Below are 21,675 nucleotides of genomic sequence, written 5' to 3'. Positions count from 1 at the left end.
CCCCCCCCCCCCCCCCCCCGCGGCAATCTCGGGGAGGCAGTTACGATTTCGCCGAGGCTGCCCTGTTATCGGACTGGGCACTGCGAGATTCCCACGTCGCTTCGCTCCTCGGAATGACAATTCGGGGGCATTCACCATTTTAACGATGCCGTGTACCGGCTGTTAGTGCTTACCAGGCGGTCACTGACCGCCGCTACAGACGCAATCGGTGCATGCTGTTTCAACGGCGGCCTGTACAACCTGCGAGTGCCTTCCCGAGATTGCCACGTCGCTTCGCTCCTCGCAATGACAAATTTGAAAGCCTCATGCCGCCGAATTATCGTCCCAATACTTGCAGTTGCCAATGGCGCTCAGGGAACGCCCTACAGACGCAATCGGCTTGTACGTTTTTATCGTTGCCCTGTACGAACTGCAAATGCCTGACACCCCGTTTTACGCGGATTTTACGTCCTGCGGGCGGGAAAAATGCGGCGCTGTCCGGGAAAACCCCCATTTTCCGCATGTTTTGCGGCCAAAACGGCGTACAATGGGCGGAAAGCCTACAAAAAGAATAACATCGCAGGAAAAACCGACAAACGCGCCAGAAATTTTTCGGAACAGTTGAAATTTTTGTGCAATGTTGTATAATAAGCATGGATGGATGATTTTAAGGAAGCTCTGATGCAATCAGAGGTTCCCGTATCCCCGCAAGCTGAGCAAAGAAGGAGATCACCATGGAACAGACGCTGCATAATGCATTCAAACGTTTCTCTCTCGGCGACGAGCTGCGCGCCTATACCTTCCTGGGCTGCCATGCCGCAGAGCGCGACGGAGTCCACGGCTATGTTTTCCGTGTCTGGGCCCCGCGGGCGCAGGGCGTCAGCGTGACCGGCGACTGGAACTTCTGGAACACCGAGGACCTGCCGATGACGCTCGTCGAATACGGCATCTGGGAGGCCTTTTCCGCCTATGCGCGCGAGGGCGACGCCTATAAATTCTATATCCGCCGCCGCGACGGCTCCGCCGTCTATAAATCCGATCCCTATGCCTTCCGCAACTGTGCGCTGCCCGACACGTCGAGCCGTATCTGTACGCTGGACGGCTATACCTGGGGCGATGCCGACTACCGCCGCAAGCAGGGCAAGCGTAAGCTGCTCAACTGCCCGATGAACATCTATGAGATGCACTTCGGCTCGTGGCGGCGCAAGCCGGACGGCAGCCTCTATACCTACGACGAGCTGGCGGATGAGCTCGTGCCCTACCTGAAGGACATGGGCTACACCCACATCGAGCTCATGCCGCTGTCCGAATATCCCTATGAGCCGTCGTGGGGCTATCAGGTCACGGGCTACTATGCTCCGACGTTCCGCTACGGCGAGCCGAAGCAGCTCATGCGCTTTGTGGACAAGTGCCACGAGGCCGGCATCGGCGTGCTGCTCGACTGGGTCCCGGCCCACTTCCCGAAGGACGAGAACGGCCTTTATGAATTCGACGGCACCTGCTGCTATGAGCTGGAAGACCCGCTCATGAACGAGCACCCCGACTGGACGACCCGCATCTTCGACTTCGGCAAGGGCGAGGTGCAGTCGTTCCTCATCTCGAACGCCGTGTACTGGCTGGAGCAGTACCACATCGACGGCCTGCGCGTCGACGCCGTGGCCGCCATGCTCTACCTCGACTACGGCCGCCGCGAGTACCACCCGAACAAGTTCGGCGGCAAGGAGAACCTCGAGGCCATCGCCTTCCTGCGCAAGCTCAACCGCGCGGTGTTCTCCGTGCGGCGCAGTGCCATCACGGCGGCCGAGGAGTCCACGGCCTTCCCGCTCGTGACGAAGCCGGATTACGACGGCGGCCTCGGCTTCCTGTTCAAGTGGAACATGGGCTGGATGAACGACATGCTGCACTATATGTCGCTCGATCCGCTGTTCCGCAAGGGCAGCCACAACGACCTGACGTTCTCCATGACGTATGCCTATTCCGAAAACTTCATTCTCCCGCTGTCGCATGACGAGGTGGTGCACGGCAAGTGCTCCCTTATCAACAAGATGCCGGGCGAATATGACGATAAGTTCAGCAACCTGCGCGTGTTCTACGGCTTCATGATGGGCCACCCCGGCAAGAAGCTCAGCTTCATGGGCAACGAATTTGCGCAGTTTATCGAGTGGAATTACGCACAGCAGCTCGACTGGCTCCTGCTCGACTATGAGCGCCATCGCCAGATGCAGGACTATGTGCGCGATCTGAATCATTTCTATCTGGATCACAGCAGCCTGTGGAACAACGATTCCGACTGGAACGGCTTCCAGTGGATCTCCGCCGACGACCGCGACAACAGCGTTATCGCCTTCCGCCGCATCGATCGCCGCGGCTGCGAGCTGATCGTGATCTGCAACTTCTGCCCGGTCACCCGGACGGACTATCGCCTCGGCCTGCCGAAGCCGGGCGAATACGAGGCGGTCTTCAACAGTGACGAGGTCCGCTACGGCGGCAAGGGAACGGAGCTTCCCGTTGTGACGGCCGAAAAGGAGCCGCTGCACGGCCTGCCCTTCTCCGGCAGCTTCACGCTCGCGCCGCTCTCCGTGGCCTTCTACCGCAAAAAGACAGCCCCGCGCAAGAAAACGGCAAAATCCTGAATGATGAGAAGGAGAAATGACCATGAACTTCCAGAAAAAGCACTGCGTCGCGATGCTGCTGGCGGGCGGGCAGGGGAGCCGCCTGATGGTGCTGACGGAGAACACGGCAAAGCCTGCGGTCCCGTTCGCCGGTAAGTATCGCATCATCGATTTTCCTCTCTCCAACTGTGTGAACTCCGGCATTGACACCATCGGCGTGCTGACGCAGTATCAGCCGCTCGAGCTCAATGAGTACATCGGAAACGGCCAGCCGTGGCGTCTGAACCGCAGCCACTGCGGCGTGCAGGTCCTGCCGCCCTATGCCAAGAGCAAGAAATCCGAGTGGTACAAGGGCACGGCGAACGCGATCTATCAGAACATCGCCTTCATCGAGCGCTATGATCCGGACGATGTCATCATCCTCTCCGGCGACCACATCTATAAAATGGACTATGCCGCCATGCTGCGCTACCACGAGCAGATGGAGGCCGACTGCACCATCGCCGTGCGCACGGTCCCGCTGGCCGAGGCCAGCCGCTTCGGCATCATGAACACCCGGGAGGACGGCTCCATCTACGAATTCGAGGAGAAGCCGAAGCATCCGAAGAGCACGAACGCATCCATGGGCATCTACATCTTCAAGTGGAGCGTGCTGAAAAAGTTCCTCATCGAGGACGAGGAGAACCCGCGTTCCGAGAACGACTTCGGCAAGAACGTCATCCCCGCCATTCTGAACGAGGGCTACCGCCTGTTCGCCTATGAATTCCAGGGCTACTGGAAGGACGTCGGCACGATCAGCTCCCTGTGGGAGGCCAATATGGATCTGCTGGGCAAGAACCCCGCCTTCAACCTCTACGGCGAGAAGGGCAACCGCATCTATGCCCGGAACTACGCCATGCCGTCGAGCATCATCGCCCGCGAGTCGAAGAATAAGAACTGCTTCATCGCCGAGGGCTGCGAAATTTATGGCACCATCACGCACTCCATCATCTCCACGGGCTGCACGGTCGACTCCGGCGCCATCGTGGAGGACAGCGTCATCATGCCGAACGTCCACATCGAGTCCGGTGTCATCATCCGCCACGCCATCATCGGCGAGGACTGCCGCATCTGCCGCGGCGCGGTGATCGGCGGCTCGTTCGCCCCCGGTGAGGAAAAGAAGATCAGTGTGGTCGGAAAGGCCAAGACCATTGCCGAGAACACCGCCATCAAGCCGGGCGAGATCTATTGAGAGGGAGGACAAGAACCATGACTACGATGGGCATCATCTTTGCGAACATCTATGACAGCTCCCTCGGCGAGCTGACGAACAAGCGCACCATGGCATCCCTGCCCTACGGCGGGCGCTATCGTCAGATCGATTTCTCCCTGTCGAACATGACGAATTCTGCCATTCGCCATATCGGTATCATCACGAAGTATAATTATCAGTCCCTTATGAACCACATCGGCTCCGGGCAGGAGTGGGACCTCGAGCTCGGTGAGGGCGGCCTGGAATTCCTGACGCCGTTTGCCATGGGCCACAACGGCAGCTACCGCGGCAAGCTCGAGGCGCTGGATTCCGCCATGAATTTCCTGAAAATCTCCACGGAGGAATATGTCGTTCTGGCCGACAGCGGCGTGCTGTGCGCCATCAATCTGGAAAAGATCGTCGAGGCCCACGCCGCCTCGGGCGCGGACGTCACCGTCGTGGTGAAGGACGGCATTTGCAACGGGCAGAAGCAGCTCGATCTGGCCGTGAAGGTCGACGCGGATGACCGCGTGACGGACGTGGCCGTCGACTACTGCGCAGGCGAGCAGTATCTTGCCTCCATGGGCCTGTTCGTCATCCGCCGCGAGCTGCTCATGCGTGAGGTCACGGAGGCCGTGGCCCACAACCGCTACCATTTCGAGCGCGACCTTGTCATGCACGGCTTTGCGGAGACCGGCATGAAGGTCAACGCCTACCGCTATGACGGCGTGGCACTGTTCAACGAGAGCACGACGGAGTTCTTCCACAACAGCCTCGCCCTCATCCGCCCGGAGATCCGCCATGGCCTGTTCGCCCGCGAGGACCTGACGATCTACACGAAGGTCCGCGACGAGGTGCCTGCCTACTACGGCGAGCATTCCGAGATCGACGACTGCGTCGTGGCAGACGGCTGCGTGCTCGAGGGCTCCGCCGTCAATTCCGTCCTGTTCCGCAGCGTGAAGCTCGGCGAGGGCGCATCCGTGCGCAACAGCGTCATCATGCAGCGCTGCACCATCGGCGAGGGTGCCGATCTGGAGTGCGTCATCATGGATATGGACGTCGTCGTCCGTCCGGGCGCCGTGCTGCGCGGCACCATGGATCATCCGCTGGTGTTCAAGAGAGGAGAGGTCGTATGAGGATCGCAATGGTCGCCTCCGAGGCTGCCCCGTTCGTCAAAACGGGCGGCCTGGGCGACGTGATGCAGGCGCTTCCCAACGCGCTGTCCAAGCTGAAGGGCAACGAGATCTGCCTGTTCCTGCCGTACTATAAGCGCATCAAGGAGAATCCGGCCGTCGAAACGGAGCAGGTCGGCTCCTTCTCCATGGAGCTGGCGTGGCGCGAGAGCTATGTCGGCATCCTGCGCCTGAAGTCCCGCCGCAAGAAGCTGCAGGTCTACTTCATCGACAACGACTACTATTTCGGCGCGCGCAGCACCGTTTACGGCGATTTCGACGACGGTGAGCGCTTCGCCTATTTCTCAAAGGCCGTGATGGCCGCGCTGTACTTCCTCGACTTCAAGCCCGATATCCTGCACTGCCACGACTGGCAGGCGGCCATGACGCCGGTATATCTGCGCGCGCTGTACCATGACTGGTGCCCGCAGACGAAGCTTGTCTTTACCATCCACAACGTGGAGTATCAGGGCTGGGCCGATGCGTCGTTCTTCGACAATATTCTCGGCCTGCCGGATGAATACCGCGCGAGCCTGACGTTTGACGGCGCGATCAACATGATGAAGGGCGCCATCGAGCTCTCGGACATCGTCACGACGGTCTCCAAGTCCTATGCCGAGGAGCTGCGCTATCCGTACTATGCCCACCGCCTCGACGGCGTGCTGCGCAATGCGTGGCTGTGGGGCATTACGAACGGCATCGACACCGATGTCTTTGACCCCGAGACGGACTGCGCCCTGAGCGCGAACTATTCCGCCGCCGATATGAACGGCAAATGGGTCAACAAGCGCGCCCTGCGCGAGGAGATGGGCCTGAGCACCGACACGGACGCTCCCATCCTCGGCATGGTCACGCGCCTGGCCGGGCACAAGGGCATCGACCTGCTGTGCTACATCGGCCAGCGCCTGATGGAGCGCGAGATCCAGCTCGTCATCGTCGGCACGGGCGAAAAGCAGTATGAGTACGCCCTAAGCGCGCTGGCTCGCCAGTATCCCGGCCGCATCGCCGTCCGGCTGTGCTTCGACCCGGCGCTCGCCTCCCGTGTCTATGCGGGCTGCGACATGTATCTCATGCCGTCAAAGTCCGAGCCCTGCGGCCTGTCCCAGCTCATCGCCATGCACTACGGCACCGTGCCCATCGTCGCCTCGACCGGTGGCCTGCGCGACACCGTCCCGCCCTACAATCCCGAAACGGGTGAGGGCCGCGGCTTTACCTTCCAGAGCTACAACGCCGATGATTTCCTCGGCGCCATCGACCGCGCAGCGGGCCTGTATTACGGCGACCGCGACGCCTGGAACAGGCTGGCCCGCCATGATATGGAGTGTGACTTCAGCTGGCAGGTCCCGGCCAACGAATATATGCAGCTGTACAGCGAATTGCTCTACGGCAAGCAGTAATAAATCATGATTTCAAACGCTGATTCCGGAATTACGGAAAACTTTAGGAGGCCCCATGAACAAGAAGCAAAATTCCAAACAGAAGATCCAGAAGCTTGCGGAGAATGACGCCCGTCCCGAGCGCGCCATTCAGCCCACGGAGCTGCTCAACGACACGCTGCGCCGCATCTTCGGCTGCGAGCTTGCCGACGCCACCCAGAAGCAGGTCTATCGCGCGCTGTGCATCAGCGTCCGCGAGCTGCTGACGGAGAAGAACCGCGTCTTCGGCAACCGCTGCACCGAAAAGGAGCGCAAGGAAGTTTATTATATGTCGATGGAGTTCCTGGTCGGCACCAGCCTGCGCAATAACCTCTTTAACCTCGGGCTGGAGGCGGAGTTCCGCAAGGCACTGGCTGATGCAGGCTTCGACATCGATGAGATCTACGCCATCGATCCCGACGCCGGCCTTGGAAACGGCGGCCTTGGCCGTCTGGCCTCCTGCTATATGGATGCCGCGACCGGCATGGACTACCCGATGACCGGCTTTTCCATCCGCTATGAATTCGGCATCTTCAAGCAGAAGATCGTCGACGGCTGGCAGATGGAATTCCCGGACAACTGGCTCGAGATGGGCGACGTGTGGCTGCAGGCCCGCGAGGACGACGCCGTGGAGGTCAAGTTCGGCGGCGAGGTCCGCGAGTGGATGGACAACGACCGCTTCAAGGTCGCGCAGGTCGGCTACAGCTCCGTCATGGCCGTGCCGTATGACATGTATATCTCCGGCTATGACAGCGATGCCGCCAACCGCCTTGTCCTGTGGAGCGCCAAGCTGCCGCAGAGCTTCGATATGGCCGCGTTCTCCCGCGGCGATTATGTCCGCGCGCTGGAGCGCAACGCCATGGCCGAGACCATCTCCAAGGTCCTCTATCCGGCAGACGACCACATTCAGGGCAAGCGCCTGCGCCTGAAGCAGCAGTACCTGCTCGTCTCCGCCTCGCTGCAGAGCATCCTGAAGAAGCACTATAAGAAATACCGCACCTACACGAACCTGCCGGAAAAGGTCGCCATCCACATCAACGACACCCATCCGGCCCTGTGTGTGCCGGAGCTGATGCGCCTGCTCATCGATGAGCACGACTTCGGCTGGGACGAGGCGTGGGACATCACCTGCCGCACGCTGTCCTATACGAACCACACCGTTATGAGCGAGGCCCTCGAGCGCTGGAACGTCGATCTGTTCCGCGAGCAGCTGCCGCGCGTCTACTCCATCTGCCAGGAGATCAACCGCCGCCTCATCGAGCACCTGTGCGCGGTCTACCCGAACGACTGGGGCAAGATCAACTATATGGCCGTCATCGCGAACAACGAGGTCCGCATGGCGAACCTCTGCCTTGCCGCCTGCCACAAGGTCAACGGTGTTTCCAAGCTGCACACGGACATCCTGCGCAACGGCATCTTCCGTGACTACTGCCAGATCACGCCGGAGCGCTTCCTGAACGTGACGAACGGCATTGCCTATCGCCGTTGGCTGTGCCAGTCCGATCCGCTGCTGACGGATTATCTCAAGCAGCTCATCGGCGGCGACTTCCTGCGGGATGCCCGCGCACTCGAAAAGCTCCTGCCGTATCAGAATGACGAAAAGGTGCTTGCGGACCTCATGGCCATCAAGCGCAAGAACAAGGAGCGCCTCGCCGCTCTCATCGAGAACCAGAACGGCGTGCGCGTCGACCCGGATTCCATTTTCGATATCCAGATCAAGCGCCTGCATGAGTACAAGCGCCAGCTGCTCAACATCCTGCATGTTCTGTATCTCTACCGCCAGATCAAGGCCAATCCGCACGGCGATTTCATGCCCCGCACGTTCATCTTCGCGGCCAAGGCCTCCGCGGGCTATATCCGCGCCAAGCAGATCATCAGCCTCATCGTCGCTGCGTCGAAGCTCATCAATAACGACCCGGACGTCAACGACAAGCTGAAGGTCGTCTTCCTCGAGGACTATAAGGTCTCCCTTGCGGAGATCATCATCCCGGCCGCCGATATCTCTGAGCAGATCTCCATCGCGGGCAAGGAGGCCTCCGGCACCGGCAACATGAAGCTCATGATCAACGGCGCCGTGACCATTGGCACGCTCGACGGCGCGAACGTCGAGATCCACGAGCAGGTCGGCGACGAGAACATCTTTCTCTTCGGCATGAAGGCCCATGAGGTCGAGGAGCTGTGGCAGCGCGGCTACCATCCGACGGAATTCATCACGCCGGAGCTGCAGGCCGTGCTCGATATGCTCACGTCCGGCGTGCTCGGCCAGCGCTTCGACGATCTGGTCGATTCGCTGCTCACGAACCGCTTCGGCACGGCTGACCCCTATATGACGCTGGCCGATTTCCAGGATTACGCCCGCGCGCAGCGCGATGTCGCCGCGGTCTATCAGGATAAGCAGCGCTTTGCCCGCATGTCCCTCATCAACATCGCCAAGGCCGGCATCTTCTCCTCGGACCGCGCCGTCAAGGAATACGCGGACGAGATCTGGAATCTCGACTGAGATGCGTATCCTGTTTGACAGCCGTCAGACGCAGTACAAGACCCCGTTCGGAACGCTCCGGACGGGGGAGTGCTGCGTTCTGCAGATCCGCATCCCGACGGAGGTCGGCGCCTCCGGCGTCCGCCTGATGCTGGAGGACAGCGAGCACGCTGTGTGCGCCGAGCTGCCGTTTTCCTTCGCCTCGCGCGGCGAGGACGGCTATGAGCTCTGGCGTCTGGAATTCACGCGGCAGGAGACCGGGCTGCATTTTTACTGGTTCCGCATCGACAAGCGCGGCGGTGGCAGCTTCCGCCTGTTCCGTCAGGGGAGCGATACGAATATGGAGGCAGGGGAGAAGTGGCAGCTCAGCGTCATTCCGGCCGATTTCCGGGTGCCGGACTTTGCACCGGGCGCCGTGATGTACCAGATCTTCCCTGACCGCTTTGCCCGCAGCGGAAGCTGCGACCTGACCTATAAGCTCCAGCCGTTCTGGGTGCACGAAAGCCCCGATGAGCTGCCGGAGTACCGCCCCGATGCGCAGGGCGAGGTGCGCAACAACGATTTCTTCGGCGGAAATTTCGCGGGCATCCGCGAAAAGCTGCCGTATCTGCAGGAGCTTGGCGTCGGCGTTCTCTACCTGAACCCGATTTTCATGGCGTGGTCGAACCACCGCTATGACACGGCCGACTATCGCCGCCCGGACCCCATGCTCGGCACGGAGGAGGACTTCCGCACCCTGTGTGACGCTGCCCATGCGCGCGGCATGCGCGTCATTCTCGACGGCGTGTTCTCCCACACGGGCAGCAACAGCGTCTATTTTGACGCGAAGCATGTGTTTGGCCACGGCGCGGCGTCCGACCCGAATTCGCCGTACCGCCGCTGGTATCGCTTCCACCGTTATCCCGACGATTACGAGGCCTGGTGGGGCATCCGCACGCTCCCGTGCGTCGAGGAGCTGGACGAGACGTATCTCCATTATATTATCGAGGATGAGGACTCCGTCATCGCCCACTGGCTGCGCCTCGGAGCGGATGGCTTCCGGCTCGACGTCGTCGACGAGCTGCCGGATGAATTTGTTCGCCGCCTGCGCCGCCGGATGCGGCAGATCGATCCGCAGAGCCTGCTGCTCGGCGAGGTCTGGGAGGACGCGTCGAACAAGCGTGCCTATGGCGTTTCCCGCCGCTATTTTGTCGACGGCGAGCTGGATTCCGTCATGAATTACCCGTGGCGCAACGCCATCGTGGCCTTCCTGACGGATGCGGACGACGGCACGGCGCTGGGCGAAAGCCTGATGACGCTGGCGGAGAATTATCCGCCCGAGGTGCTCTCCTGCGTGATGAACCACCTTGGCACGCATGACACGCCGCGCATCCTGACCGTGCTGGGCGAGCCGTTCCGCGGCACGAAGGACGAGCGGGCGCACCGCCGCATGACGCCGGTGCAGCGCAAGACCGCCCTGATGCGGCTGCGCATGGCGGCCTTCCTGCAGTTTACACTGCCCGGTATGCCGTGCATCTACTACGGCGACGAGGCCGGGATGGAGGGCTTTGAGGATCCGTTCTGCCGCACCTGTTATCCATGGGGCCGCGAGGACGGGGAGCTGCGGGCCTATTACCGCATGATGACCGCCCTGCGCGGCAGCAGCGAGGCCCTGCGGCGCGGCGGCCTGCGCGTGCTGGCCGCCGGAAACGGCCGTATCGCCTTTTCCCGCTCGATTGGAGGCGAGCGCGTCGTCGTGTGCGTGAACCATTCCATCGGGGAGTGGGTCCTGCCTGCAGGCCGCGTCCGCTTTGCCGAAAGCGCGGCGCCGTCGCCCACGGGTGAGGTTGTCCTGATGCGCGGCGGCTTCTGCCTGCTGGAACCGTCGGATCCCGAAGCGCATATCTCTATAGAGTAGAAATATCTCCCGGCGACACCCCAAACGATACGAAAGGAGCGATCCCATGAAGTTTTCTGAAATGCCCTATTCCCGTCCCGACCTGGAAGCCATGAAGGCGAACCTGACGGCCTGCACCGAGGCCTTCCTCGCTGCCGAAAGCGCGCAGGAGCAGATCGCGCAGTACGACCGCGTTACGGACCTGTCCGTGGAGTTCAACACGATGGGAAGCCTTGCCAATGCCCGCCATACCATCGACACGCGTGATGAATTCTATGACGCCGAGTCAACGTTCTTCGACGAGAGCTGGCCCCAGCTGAGCGTCTATTTCCAGCGCCTGAACGAGGCCATGCTGGACTCGAAGTTCCGCCCGGAGCTGGAGGCCCATTACGGCAGCCTGCTGTTCCTGAAGCTCGAGATCAGCCGCCGCAGCTTCAAGCCGGAGCTTGTGGAGCTTATGCAGGAGGAAAACCGCCTGACGTCCCGCTATCAGAAGCTCTATGCCAACATGACCGTGGAATTTGACGGCAAGACCATGCCCATGCCGATGCTCGGCAAGTACAAGGTCAGCGCCGACCGCGCCGTACGCCGCGCCGCTTACGAGGCCGAGGGCAAGGCCTTTGATGCGAACCGCGCGGAGCTGGACGAGATCTATGACAAGCTCGTCCACAACCGCAATGCGCAGGGCCGCATGCTTGGCTATCCGAACTTCATTCAGCTCGGCTATGACCGCCTCGGCCGCAACTGCTATGGACAGAAGGAGCTGGCGGCCTTCCGCGACCAGATCGCAAACGATCTTGTCCCCGTCATTGCGGAGGTCAAGGAGGCCCAGCGCAAGCGCATCGGCGTCGACCGCCTGCACATTTACGACGACAAGTTCCGCTTCCCGGACGGCAACCCAACCCCGGAGGGCACGGCGGAGGAGATCCTCGCCGCAGGCCGCAGAATGTATGAGGAGCTCAGCCCGGAGACGAAGGAATTCATCGACTTCCTCTACGACAACGAGCTGCTCGACGTGCTCTCCCGCGAGGGCAAGGCCCCCGGCGGCTACTGTACGATGTTTGAAAAATACAAGGCTCCGTTTATCTTCTCGAACTTTAACGGCACAGCCGGAGATGTCGATGTGCTGACTCACGAGGCCGGTCACGCCTTCGCATTTTACCGCGCAATGAACAGCGATATCTACCCGGACCTGCGCGAACCGACCATCGAGGCCTGCGAATGCCACTCCATGAGCATGGAATTTCTGACGCAGGATTATCATAAATATTTCTTCGGCGCGCAAACGGCAAAATACGAGCTTGCCCACTGTGAAGACAGCCTCGATTTTATCCCATATGGCTGCATGGTGGATGAATTCCAGCATTTGATGTATGAAAATGAGGACCTGACGCCGGATGAGCGCCACGGCGTGTGGGAGAAGCTCGAGAAGAAGTACCGCCCCTGGCTGAGCATGGACGGCCTGCCCTTCTACGGCCGCTACGCCCACTGGCAGTGGAAACCGCACATTTATCTCAATCCGCTGTACTATATTGATTATTGTATGGCAGGTACGGTCGCGTTCCAGGTCTGGACGCTCTCTCTGCAGGACCGCAAGGCAGCGTGGGAGAAATATCTGGCCTTTGTCGACCAGGCGGGAACAAAGACGTTCGCCGATTTGTGCCAAAGCGTCGGTCTGCGTATACCGTACGAGGACGGCTGCATCCGCGAGATCGGCTCCGGTATCCGCGACTGGCTCAAGGCGCATGCCCCGGTGGAGGCCTGAATGCTTTTGCGCGGTTCCGCTTGCGGTGGATGACAGAAAACGTGATTTTCGGCAGGTCGTGTCAGAATGCGCGTATCTTGTGAACATTTCATGAAATCAAAAAAATTATCCACCAGTCTGCTATAAAAATTCACAGAAGATTTTCAAAGGGAAAAAAATTCGTTCTTTTTTGTTGATTCTGCAAGGGAATTGTGCTATAGTATTACCAAACTTTTCAGAAAGCATCCAAGGGTTGTCCGCTGCATGCGGACACAAGTGCTCTGCTCGATATTATCTGTGAATATCACAGCATAATATACAAATTTTTGTAGGAGGTAACGCAATGAAAAAGAATCTTCTCAAGCTTCTGACTCTGGTTCTCGCTCTGGTCATGGTTGTCACCGTGTTCGCCGGCTGCAAGAAGCCAGACGAAGAAACCGATGCCCCCACGCAGGGCAGCGAAGAGACTCCCACTGAGACGCAGGAGCAGCCGGCTGACGAGTACAAGCCGTCCGCTGCACAGCTCCTGAACGGCAAGGAGTGGGGCAAGGATTACACCGAGCTGTACGACGAGATCGGCGACAAGGTCACGATCGACGACGTGCAGGAGGATCCGACCACCGGTCTGGCTTACGTCGAGTACGAGGGCAAGACCTATGAGCTCGGCATGGACTTCCTGTCCATGGCAATGGTCTACAAGACCGCTGTTCCCGAGAACTCCCAGTACGAGACCGAGGACGACGTCTACGCCGCCTGGTGGAAGTACTACATGACCCGTTGGAACTATCTCCTCCCGGAGATCCCCCTCTACAGCAACGAGTACTACGATGTTTACAACGCAAAGATCAAGGGCGTTGACGAGCATCCGACGAACCCGTACTGGGGCCCGGCAAAGGCTCTGATCGACTGGACGAGTGAGAAGGCCGACAACGACATCATCATCGGCAACATCACCGACCTGTCCGGCAAGTTCCGCTATTCCCCCTTCGGCGGCTCCAACCCCAGCGCTGCTGACCTTCACGTTGACAACCTCATCAACGGCCTGGAAACTGTCGCCACCACCAAGGAAGGCGGCTTCGAGGTCAACAAGACGGTCGTCAAGCAGCTTGACAAGGTTGAGAATGAGGATGGCACCCTCACCTACACCATCACCCTGAACGACGGTCTGGTCTTCAGCGACGGCACCCCCGTCACCGCGAAGAACTATCTGTACTTCCCCATGGTCTTCTCTACCCTCGTCGCCTCCGAGGCTGAGGGCAAGGATCGCCAGGCTGGCCTGACGATGGCCGGCTTTGAGGAATTCAACGCTTACGACGGCACCAACGAGGGCGACGGCGTCTCCAAGACCTTTGCCGGCCTGCGCCTGCTGGCCGACAACCAGTTCTCCGTCACCGTTAAGCCTGAGTATGCGAACTACTACTATGCCATCAGCTATGCCGGCTTCTCCCCGTTCGTCAAGGAACTGTGGTGCGGCGACTACGACATCGCTGACGACGGCGAAGGCTGCTACTTCACCGACGGCTTCTACAACAAGACCGGCGACAGCTTCGACATGGCTGCTCATATCGTTGCTTCTTCCAACAACACCGACACCACCTATGCGTGCTCCGGCCCGTATGTTGTGGAGTCCTATGACGAGGGCGATAAGTCCGCGATCCTGACCCTGAACCCGAACTTCCCCGGCAACTACGAAGGTGCAAAGCCCTCCATCGCGAAGGTCATCTACAAGAAGAGCGTCTCCGCTACCCAGCTCGACGATCTGAAGTCCGGCGGCGTTGACGTCCTCATGGGCATCACCGGCGGTGCCGAGACCGACGAGGCTGTCGCTGCCTGCGACAACTCCAACGGCGCTTTCGTTTACACCCACTACAGCCGCGCCGGCTACGGCAAGCTGCAGTTCCGTAACGACTATGGCCCCGCTCAGTTCACTGCTGTCCGTCAGGCCATCACCTACTGCCTGGATCGTGCTTCCTTCGCGAAGACCTTCACCGGCGGCTACGGCGGCGTTGTTGACGGCGCTTACTACGCCGGCTCCTGGATGTACAAGGAAGCTGCTGCCAACGGCATGCTGCTGAACGCGTACGACACCTCTGCCGATACCGCCATCGCAGTCCTCGAGGCTGACGGCTGGATCTATGATGCAAACGGCGAGCCTTACGTTGAGGGCGTCCGCTACAAGAAGATCCCGGCTGAGTATGCCGACGAGAACGACAAGACCTACAAGTCCATCGACGGCGCTTATGTGACCACGAAGGTCGGCGACGATTACTACATGCCGCTGGTCCTCAACTGGTACGGCACCACCGATAACCCCTTCTCCGATCTGCTGGTCACCGACTTCGAGCAGGGCGCTAACATCGCCGCTGCCGGTATCGTGATCCAGAAGACCACGGGCGACTTCAATCCGATGCTCGACGAGTTCTATCAGCAGGCTGTGTACGGCTTCTATTCCGGCACCCCGATGTACAGCTGCTTCAACTATGCAACCGGCTTCACCTCCGCTGCATACGACTACTCTTACAACTGGTCCATCGATCCCTCCTTCTATGAGAACAACTCCGTTGCTTATCTGATGGACGAGGCCGATATCTACTGGCTGAGCTAATGGCGGCAGGCCCTCAGGCCTGACTGACGCATCAAGTATCCGAGATCACGGGATGGGGGTTCGCCCCCGTCCCGTGATTGTGGATTCAAAACCCTGTGTATCACGGCGCACTGTCAAATAACTTCTTTTCACAGTTATCACCTCTGGCGCGCATGTTTATCCATAGGGTGTATCTGAAAGCCCGCCCTGTGGTTCAGCCCGGTAGAGTGCCGCATTCTTCCCGGATCCGCTCTTGTGCAGAAGCGGCTTTTCAGATACACCCTATCCCCGCGGCTTGCGGTCCCGCCGCAGCCTGATCCTGACCCGCGCAGAAACAGATTGCCCCGTCATGGCAACGGGGGCGATTCTTCCCCCGCGCTGCCAAATCTACTGTCGTGCGGGCGACAGACTGGAGAGTACCTTATGTTCAAATACGTTCTCAAGCGAATCGGCTACATGTTCCTGGTCCTGTTTATCCTGTCGATCGTGATTTTCATGATCTACAACCTGACCCCGAGCAACCGCGCCTTTACCGATGCCAAGGCTGACCAGGTCGCCATGAAGCAGCAGCTCGCCGGTATGTCCGCCGAGGCACAGGCCAAGTGGTTCGAGGAACGGTACGAAATGTATCAGATCAGCTACGGCACCGAAACCAACAACATGATCCTCCGCTATCTGCGCTGGGTCGGCCTGTATCCCTATGCGGATAACCCCTACACTGGCAAGGAAGGCAAGCTCAATGGCCTCCTGCAGGGCAACTTCGGCTATTCCTATCAGTACAAAAAAGATGTAGTTAACGTTGTCGCCGCTCCGATGAAGAACACGATCTTCATCAACATCTTCGCCACGATTCTGGCGCTGGCCATCACCATTCCGCTTGGTATCGCCTGCGCCGTGCGCAAAAACAGCAAATTCGACCGCTTCACACAGGTCTTTACCATCATCGGCTACAGCTTGCCGAGCTTCATTATCTGTATTCTGTTTATCTGGGTCTTCTGCGCTCTGCTCGGCTGGTTCCCGGCCAGCGGCATGAAGACACCGGGCAGCAGCTACGAGGGCTTCAAGTGGTTCACCGACCGCATGTACTATCTGGCCCTCCCGCTCATCACCATGACGTTCTGCTCTCTGGGCAGCATGACGCGCTACGTCCGTGCCTCCATGATCGATGCTCTGTCCATGGACTGCATCCGTACCGCGCGCGCCAAGGGCGTCAAGGAAAAGACCGTTATCTATTCTCACGCATGGCGCAACGCCCTGATCCCCATCGTCACGATGATCGTCGGCTGGTTCACCAGCATCTTTGCGGGCTCCCTGATCTTTGAAGACATGTTCGGCCTCAACGGCATGGGCAAGCTCATGATCTCGTCCCTGCGTACCTCGGACTACGATGTTACGATCCTGATGCAGTTGTTCTATGTCGTCGTCGCGCTGCTCGGCAACCTTGTCATTGACATTGTCTATGGCCTGGTCGACCCGCGCGTCAGAGTCAACAAGTAAGGGGGTAAGAGCATGAGCAAGAAGAATTCCTCCGCGAAGCGCAGCTGGCTCGGCCGCCTCTTCTTTGGCGGCAGCAAGGGCCTGGCCGATGATATCGAGGCCAAGCGCGCAGCCAAAAACGACGTCGAAGAGATTGTCAGCCCGGTCAAGCAGATCGTCCGCGGCTTTATGGAGCGCAAGCTCGCCGTCGGCGCCCTCTGCGTGGTCATCGCCATGTTCCTGCTGGTCTTCATCGGCCCGCTGTTCATGACGACCTACACTGACACCTATACCGAAGTCACGCAGGCCAACCTGCCGCCCACGATGTCCATGCTCTCCGTCCCGAGCGAGCTGAAGAACGACATCAAGATGATCGACAGCTACGGCAGCTTCTCCGTCGGCCTTTCCAACGCGGGCAAGGTCTATGTCTGGGGCGCAACGGGCCTCGGCACGACGGGCATTGACGTCGCCGATATCCCGGAAGAGGTTCAGAATGAGAAGATTGCCTGGGTCGCTGCCGGTATCGATCACATCGTTGCTGTCGGCGAGAACGGCAAGGTCTACGCCTGGGGCGCAAACAAGCTCGGCCAGTACGGCTACTTTGACCCGGCGGTGAACCCCAACATCGCTCCCGAGCCGGACGAGCTCCTCAACGGCACCATCGATGCCTCCAACATCAAGAAGATTACCTGCGGCTATCAGGCCACGGCCATCCTGATGAACGACGGCACCCTGTATATGTGGGGCAACAAGAACACCTATCAGAACTTCGATACCGTAGCCACGCTGGACGGCAAGCTCACGGATATCGACTTCACGCTGAACTATGTCGTCGCGGTGACGGACGGCAACTCCGTCTACACCGGCAAGCGCGGCTTGTATGATCAGATGCGCGACAACATGGGCTCCGCCACGGTTCCCCTGCGCGAGTTCCTGAACGGCCGCAAGATCACGAGCATCTATGCCACGAGCAAGACGGTCTGCGCCCTGCTCGATGACGGCACCGTCGGCTTCGTCGGTGACTTCGATACGAGCAGCAAGGCGATGCCCAAGCTGCATGAGGGCGAGGAGATCGTTAAGATTGTCTCCGGCACCTACCACTACACCGCGCTGACGAGCGAGGGCCGTGTGTTCTCCTGGGGCAGCAACACCCTCGGCCAGTGCAAGGTCCCCGACGACGCACAGGGCGCGTCCGACATCTTCGGCGGCGCGTTCCAGAGCTACGCAGTCGATTCCAACCACGAGCTCATGGGCAAGTGGGGCCTGAAGGGCTACCTCTTCGGCACGGATAACTACGGCGCGAACGTTGCACTGCGTATCATTCAGGGCGGTAAGATGACGATGACCATCGGTGCGATCGCCGTTATCATCTCCACGATCATCGGCATCATCATCGGCTGTATCTCCGGCTACTTCGGCGGCAAGGTCGATATGTTCCTGATGCGCTTCACCGAGATTTTCGGCGCCATTCCGTTCCTGCCGTTCGCCATGATCCTGTCCGCACTCATGGCGCAGATGGACATCAGCGAGAATGAAAAGATCTTCATCCTCATGGTCATTCTTGGCCTGCTGAGCTGGACCGGCCTGGCCCGCCTCGTCCGCGGTCAGATCCTCCTCGCCCGCGAGCAGGAGTATGTCACGGCTGCCAAGGCCATGGGCCTGCGCGAGTCCCGCATCGCATTCCGTCATATCCTGCCGAACATTGTCTCGGTCATCTTCGTCACGCTGACGCTCGACTTTGCGACCTGCATGCTGACGGAGTCCACGCTGAGCTACCTCGGCTTCGGCGTCACCTACCCGCGTCCGACATGGGGCAATATGCTCAACGGCGCAAACAACTCCACCGTCATCAAGAACTTCTGGTGGCGCTGGCTGTTCCCGGCGATCTTCCTTGCGATCACCTGTATCTGCATCAACATCGTCGGCGATACGCTCCGTGACGTCATGGATCCGAAGTCTGACCGCGATAAATAAGGGAGGGAAGAGATATGGCATTACTTGAATTAAAAGATTTGCATACTTTCTTCCGCACGAAGAAGGGTATTGTCAAGGCGGTCAACGGCGTTTCCTATTCCGTTGAGGCAGGACGCACGCTCGGCGTCGTCGGCGAGTCCGGTTCCGGCAAGAGCGTCTCCGCCATGAGCATCCTGCAGCTGCTCGACGGCAACGGCTATATCGACAGCGGCGAGATTCTCTTCGAGGGCCGTGACCTCACGAAGCTCACCGAGAAGGAAATGTATTCCGTCCGCGGCAATGATATCTCCGTCATCTTCCAGGAGCCGATGACCAGCCTGAACCCGGTCTTCACCGTGTCCCGTCAGGTCAGCGAGCCGTTCATTATCCATCAGGGCATGACGAAGAAGCAGGCTGCCGCAAAGGTCATTGAAATGCTGGCCGATGTCAAGATCGCGAATCCGCACATCGTCGCCAAGCAGTATCCGCATCAGCTGTCCGGCGGTATGCGTCAGCGTGTCATGATCGCCATGGCGCTGGCCTGCAAGCCGAAGCTGCTCATCGCGGACGAGCCCACCACGGCTCTGGACGTTACGATCCAGGCGCAGATCCTGAAGCTCATGAACGATCTGAAGGAAGAGCACGGCACCTCGATCATCTTCATCACCCATGACCTCGGTGTTATCCGCCAGATCGCGGACGACGTGGCCGTTATGTACTGCGGTCAGGTCGTGGAGATGGCGCCCGCCGGTACAATCTTCATGGGCGCTGAGTTCTCTCATCCCTACACCGAGGGCCTGATGAACTCCATTCCGCGCCTGAGCACCCCGACGCATACGCGTCTGGACGCCATCCCCGGCGCAGTGCCGCACCCCCTCAAGCTCCCGAAGGGCTGCAAGTTCGCCCCGCGCTGCAAATACGCCACGGAGCGCTGCCTCAATGAGGAGCCCGAGATGATTCACGTCAGCGAGACGCAGCAGGTTCGCTGCTTCTACCCGCGGAAGGAGGACCGGCATGGAAAGAAATAATGTTCTTCTCAAGATCACGGACCTGCGGCAGTATTTCCCGGTCGGCAAAAAGAAGGGCTTGTACGTCAAGGCGAACGACGGCATCAGCCTGAATATCTACGAAGGCGAAACGGTCGGCCTCGTCGGCGAGTCCGGCTGCGGCAAGTCCACGTTCGGACGCACGCTGCTGCAGCTCTACCGTCAGACCGACGGCAAGACGATGTACTATGGCGCGTCCCGTGATGAGCTGGCCCCCGAGTATATCGAAAAGACTATCCGCCATCTGCCCCACGGCCTGCATGAGATGGCCGCGCTCGAAAAGAAGCGCGACGAGATGCAGAAGGTCTATGATGCTGCCGATGAGCAGAAGCGCCTGCACATGCACAACGATCTCACGGCTGCGAAGAAGGCTGCAAATGATGCCTATCTGAACATCGTGAATGTCATCGGCGGCTTTATCACCGCCAAGGACCTCGGCCCGGTCATGAAGATCTTCTCCGAGCGCCATGACCGCTGCTGTGACCTGCACAAGGCCATCGAGAAGCGCGCCCCCGTCAAGCTCAACTATGACGAGGAGGCCTTCAAGCTCTCGAAGCTCAAAGCGGGCGAGAGAGGCTATGACAGCCGCAAGGGCAAGCTTGACAAGCTGGCTGAGAAGGTCGCCGCGCATGACAAGCTCGTCGAGGCCGCCCGCGCCGAGATTGCAAAGGTCGACGCCCGCATCGACGCCATGCGCGCGAAGTACGCCGCCGATCCCGAGTTCCAGAAGCATGAGGCCCTGCTCGATAACGGCATCGACCTTGCGCGCCTGACCTATCCGGAGGTCCGTACCCTGCGCTGCCAGATGCAGTATATCTTCCAGGATCCGTATTCCTCCCTGAATCCCCGTATGACTGTCGCTAACATCATCGGCGAGGGCCTGCTGGCGCACAAGTACTGCAAGAAGGCCAACGAGCGTATGCATGAGGAGATCCTGCAGACCATGGAGGACTGCGGCCTGGCTCCCTACTTCCTGCATCGCTATCCGCATCAGTTCTCCGGCGGTCAGCGCCAGAGAATCGGCATTGCCCGCAGCCTTGCCGTTCATCCGAAGTTTGTCGTCTGCGACGAAGCCGTTTCGGCTCTGGACGTTTCCATCCAGTCGCAGATCATCAACCTGCTGCAGGACCTGAAGGAGCAGCAGCACCTGACCTACCTGTTCATCACGCACGATCTGTCGGTCGTTAAGTATATCTCCGACCGCATCGGCGTTATGTATCTGGGCAATCTCGTCGAGCTTGCCGACTCACAGGAGATCTTCGACCACCCGATGCATCCGTATACCGAGGCTCTGCTCGAATCCATCCCGACGACGGAGGAAAAGCGTGACCTGGCGGTGCTCGAGGGTGATATCCCCAGCCCGGTCAACCCGCCGAAGGGCTGCAAGTTCCACACGCGCTGCAAGTACTGCACCGAGATCTGCACCCACGTCGTCCCTGACTGGGAGGAGGTCACGCCGAACCACTTTGTAGCCTGCCACCACAAGCTGCACACCAATGAGTGAGCGCAAGACGGGCAGTGGGGAGCGTCAGGATGCCGAGCAGCCTGAGGCCGCCCAGCAGAACGAGCCGCAGGGAAGAACACTGAAGTTTCCGGAGCTGCCGGAGCGCCGCAGTCTGATGGGCGGCGTGATGTTCCGCAAAAAGCTCGCCCGGGCCCGCGCCTTCCAGAAGGAGCGCAGCGGTGAGTCCGAGGAAGCGCCGGAGGAGGGCATCCCGCTGGAAAAGCACGATGTCTCCACGATGATCTTCAGCGCTCTGTTTACGTTTGTTCCGCTCTGTCTGGGCATTCTGCTGCTGATGGGCTTCCTGCTCCTACTGATCTTTCGCGCCCTCTGATCCAAAATTCAACAAGCCGCTGCAAAATGTGTTCCATTTTGCAGCGGTTTTTTGCGCATTTGCGGCCGTTTGCAGGTTGACACACGGCTGGAATTACGCTTTAATAATGTATGAAGCACAGAAATGAGAAAACAGATTGCAGCCTGCAGAAAAAAAGAGCCGGAAGGACATTTTTCGACAAGCTGAAATACCCTAGGGAACCTCTGATTCAATTGCAAGAGCGGTCAGCGAGGGATTTTGTTCCAAATTGAGGTTTGGAAATTGCAGGAA

The 21,675-nt window shown here is 59.5% G+C and carries 13 protein-coding genes; all 13 read left to right on the top strand.

Annotated elements, in window-relative coordinates; translation table 11 throughout:
- The first annotated feature begins 713 nt into the window (after positions 1–713).
- The 13 genes from glgB to WMO66_RS06120 all read left to right on the top strand — a co-directional run bounded on the left by glgB (position 714) and on the right by WMO66_RS06120 (position 21,405).
- A complete protein-coding gene (glgB, locus tag WMO66_RS06185) occupies positions 714–2,612 on the top strand; it encodes a 1,4-alpha-glucan branching protein GlgB (RefSeq protein ID WP_349135520.1) in 1,899 nt (632 codons plus the stop codon).
- A 22-nt stretch (positions 2,613–2,634) separates the two neighbouring features.
- The gene (locus tag WMO66_RS06180) at positions 2,635–3,822 is read left to right on the top strand and encodes a glucose-1-phosphate adenylyltransferase (RefSeq protein WP_349135519.1); all 1,188 of its coding nucleotides are present in this window, start codon (positions 2,635–2,637) and stop codon (positions 3,820–3,822) included.
- A gap of 17 nt (positions 3,823–3,839) precedes the next feature.
- Positions 3,840–4,958: a glucose-1-phosphate adenylyltransferase subunit GlgD gene (gene glgD / locus WMO66_RS06175; protein WP_349135518.1), complete on the top strand. Its 1,119-nt coding sequence runs from the start codon at positions 3,840–3,842 to the stop codon at positions 4,956–4,958.
- Positions 4,955–6,391: a glycogen synthase gene (locus WMO66_RS06170; protein WP_349135516.1), complete on the top strand. Its 1,437-nt coding sequence runs from the start codon at positions 4,955–4,957 to the stop codon at positions 6,389–6,391. Before glgD ends, WMO66_RS06170 begins: the two co-directional genes overlap by 4 nt.
- 55 nt (positions 6,392–6,446) lie before the next feature.
- On the top strand, positions 6,447–8,909 hold the full coding sequence (locus tag WMO66_RS06165; RefSeq protein WP_349135514.1) for a glycogen/starch/alpha-glucan phosphorylase: 2,463 nt from the start codon (positions 6,447–6,449) through the stop codon (positions 8,907–8,909).
- A 1-nt stretch (position 8,910) separates the two neighbouring features.
- Positions 8,911–10,785, top strand: coding sequence for a glycoside hydrolase family 13 protein (locus WMO66_RS06160; protein ID WP_349135513.1), 1,875 nt, complete (start codon positions 8,911–8,913; stop codon positions 10,783–10,785).
- Positions 10,786–10,831: 46 nt separating this feature from the next.
- Positions 10,832–12,529, top strand: coding sequence for a M3 family oligoendopeptidase (locus WMO66_RS06155; RefSeq protein ID WP_349135512.1), 1,698 nt, complete (start codon positions 10,832–10,834; stop codon positions 12,527–12,529).
- Between the two features lie 322 nt (positions 12,530–12,851).
- Positions 12,852–15,113, top strand: a complete 2,262-nt coding sequence (locus WMO66_RS06150) for an ABC transporter substrate-binding protein (RefSeq protein ID WP_349135511.1) — start codon at positions 12,852–12,854, stop codon at positions 15,111–15,113.
- A gap of 402 nt (positions 15,114–15,515) precedes the next feature.
- Positions 15,516–16,589, top strand: coding sequence for an ABC transporter permease (locus tag WMO66_RS06145; protein ID WP_349135509.1), 1,074 nt, complete (start codon positions 15,516–15,518; stop codon positions 16,587–16,589).
- Between the two features lie 12 nt (positions 16,590–16,601).
- The gene (locus WMO66_RS06140) at positions 16,602–18,542 is read left to right on the top strand and encodes an ABC transporter permease subunit (RefSeq protein ID WP_349135508.1); all 1,941 of its coding nucleotides are present in this window, start codon (positions 16,602–16,604) and stop codon (positions 18,540–18,542) included.
- A 14-nt stretch (positions 18,543–18,556) separates the two neighbouring features.
- A complete protein-coding gene (locus tag WMO66_RS06135; protein ID WP_349135507.1) occupies positions 18,557–19,549 on the top strand; it encodes an ABC transporter ATP-binding protein in 993 nt (330 codons plus the stop codon).
- Complete coding sequence (locus tag WMO66_RS14525) at positions 19,536–21,071, top strand: ABC transporter ATP-binding protein (protein WP_435387793.1); 1,536 nt, start codon at positions 19,536–19,538, stop codon at positions 21,069–21,071. The genes WMO66_RS06135 and WMO66_RS14525 overlap by 14 nt, the downstream gene beginning before the upstream one ends.
- Entirely contained in the window at positions 21,064–21,405 is a 342-nt protein-coding gene (locus WMO66_RS06120; RefSeq protein WP_349135506.1) for a hypothetical protein, read from the top strand. The genes WMO66_RS14525 and WMO66_RS06120 overlap by 8 nt, the downstream gene beginning before the upstream one ends.
- Positions 21,406–21,675 lie beyond the last annotated feature (270 nt).

It is taken from the genome of Faecousia intestinalis (assembly GCF_040096185.1).
Lineage (GTDB): Bacteria > Bacillota > Clostridia > Oscillospirales > Oscillospiraceae > JAZOXB01.
This window is presented reverse-complemented; position numbering and strand designations above follow the sequence as displayed.

Bases quoted from the DNA above. Each gene is read 5' to 3' on its own strand.
- glgB (WP_349135520.1), top strand. From the start codon at position 714: ATGGAACAGACGCTGCATAATGCATTCAAACGTTTCTCTCTCGGCGAC.
- WMO66_RS06180 (WP_349135519.1), top strand. From the start codon at position 2,635: ATGAACTTCCAGAAAAAGCACTGCGTCGCGATGCTGCTGGCGGGCGGG.
- glgD (WP_349135518.1), top strand. From the start codon at position 3,840: ATGACTACGATGGGCATCATCTTTGCGAACATCTATGACAGCTCCCTC.
- WMO66_RS06170 (WP_349135516.1), top strand. From the start codon at position 4,955: ATGAGGATCGCAATGGTCGCCTCCGAGGCTGCCCCGTTCGTCAAAACG.
- WMO66_RS06165 (WP_349135514.1), top strand. From the start codon at position 6,447: ATGAACAAGAAGCAAAATTCCAAACAGAAGATCCAGAAGCTTGCGGAG.
- WMO66_RS06160 (WP_349135513.1), top strand. From the start codon at position 8,911: ATGCGTATCCTGTTTGACAGCCGTCAGACGCAGTACAAGACCCCGTTC.
- WMO66_RS06155 (WP_349135512.1), top strand. From the start codon at position 10,832: ATGAAGTTTTCTGAAATGCCCTATTCCCGTCCCGACCTGGAAGCCATG.
- WMO66_RS06150 (WP_349135511.1), top strand. From the start codon at position 12,852: ATGAAAAAGAATCTTCTCAAGCTTCTGACTCTGGTTCTCGCTCTGGTC.
- WMO66_RS06145 (WP_349135509.1), top strand. From the start codon at position 15,516: ATGTTCAAATACGTTCTCAAGCGAATCGGCTACATGTTCCTGGTCCTG.
- WMO66_RS06140 (WP_349135508.1), top strand. From the start codon at position 16,602: ATGAGCAAGAAGAATTCCTCCGCGAAGCGCAGCTGGCTCGGCCGCCTC.
- WMO66_RS06135 (WP_349135507.1), top strand. From the start codon at position 18,557: ATGGCATTACTTGAATTAAAAGATTTGCATACTTTCTTCCGCACGAAG.
- WMO66_RS14525 (WP_435387793.1), top strand. From the start codon at position 19,536: ATGGAAAGAAATAATGTTCTTCTCAAGATCACGGACCTGCGGCAGTAT.
- WMO66_RS06120 (WP_349135506.1), top strand. From the start codon at position 21,064: ATGAGTGAGCGCAAGACGGGCAGTGGGGAGCGTCAGGATGCCGAGCAG.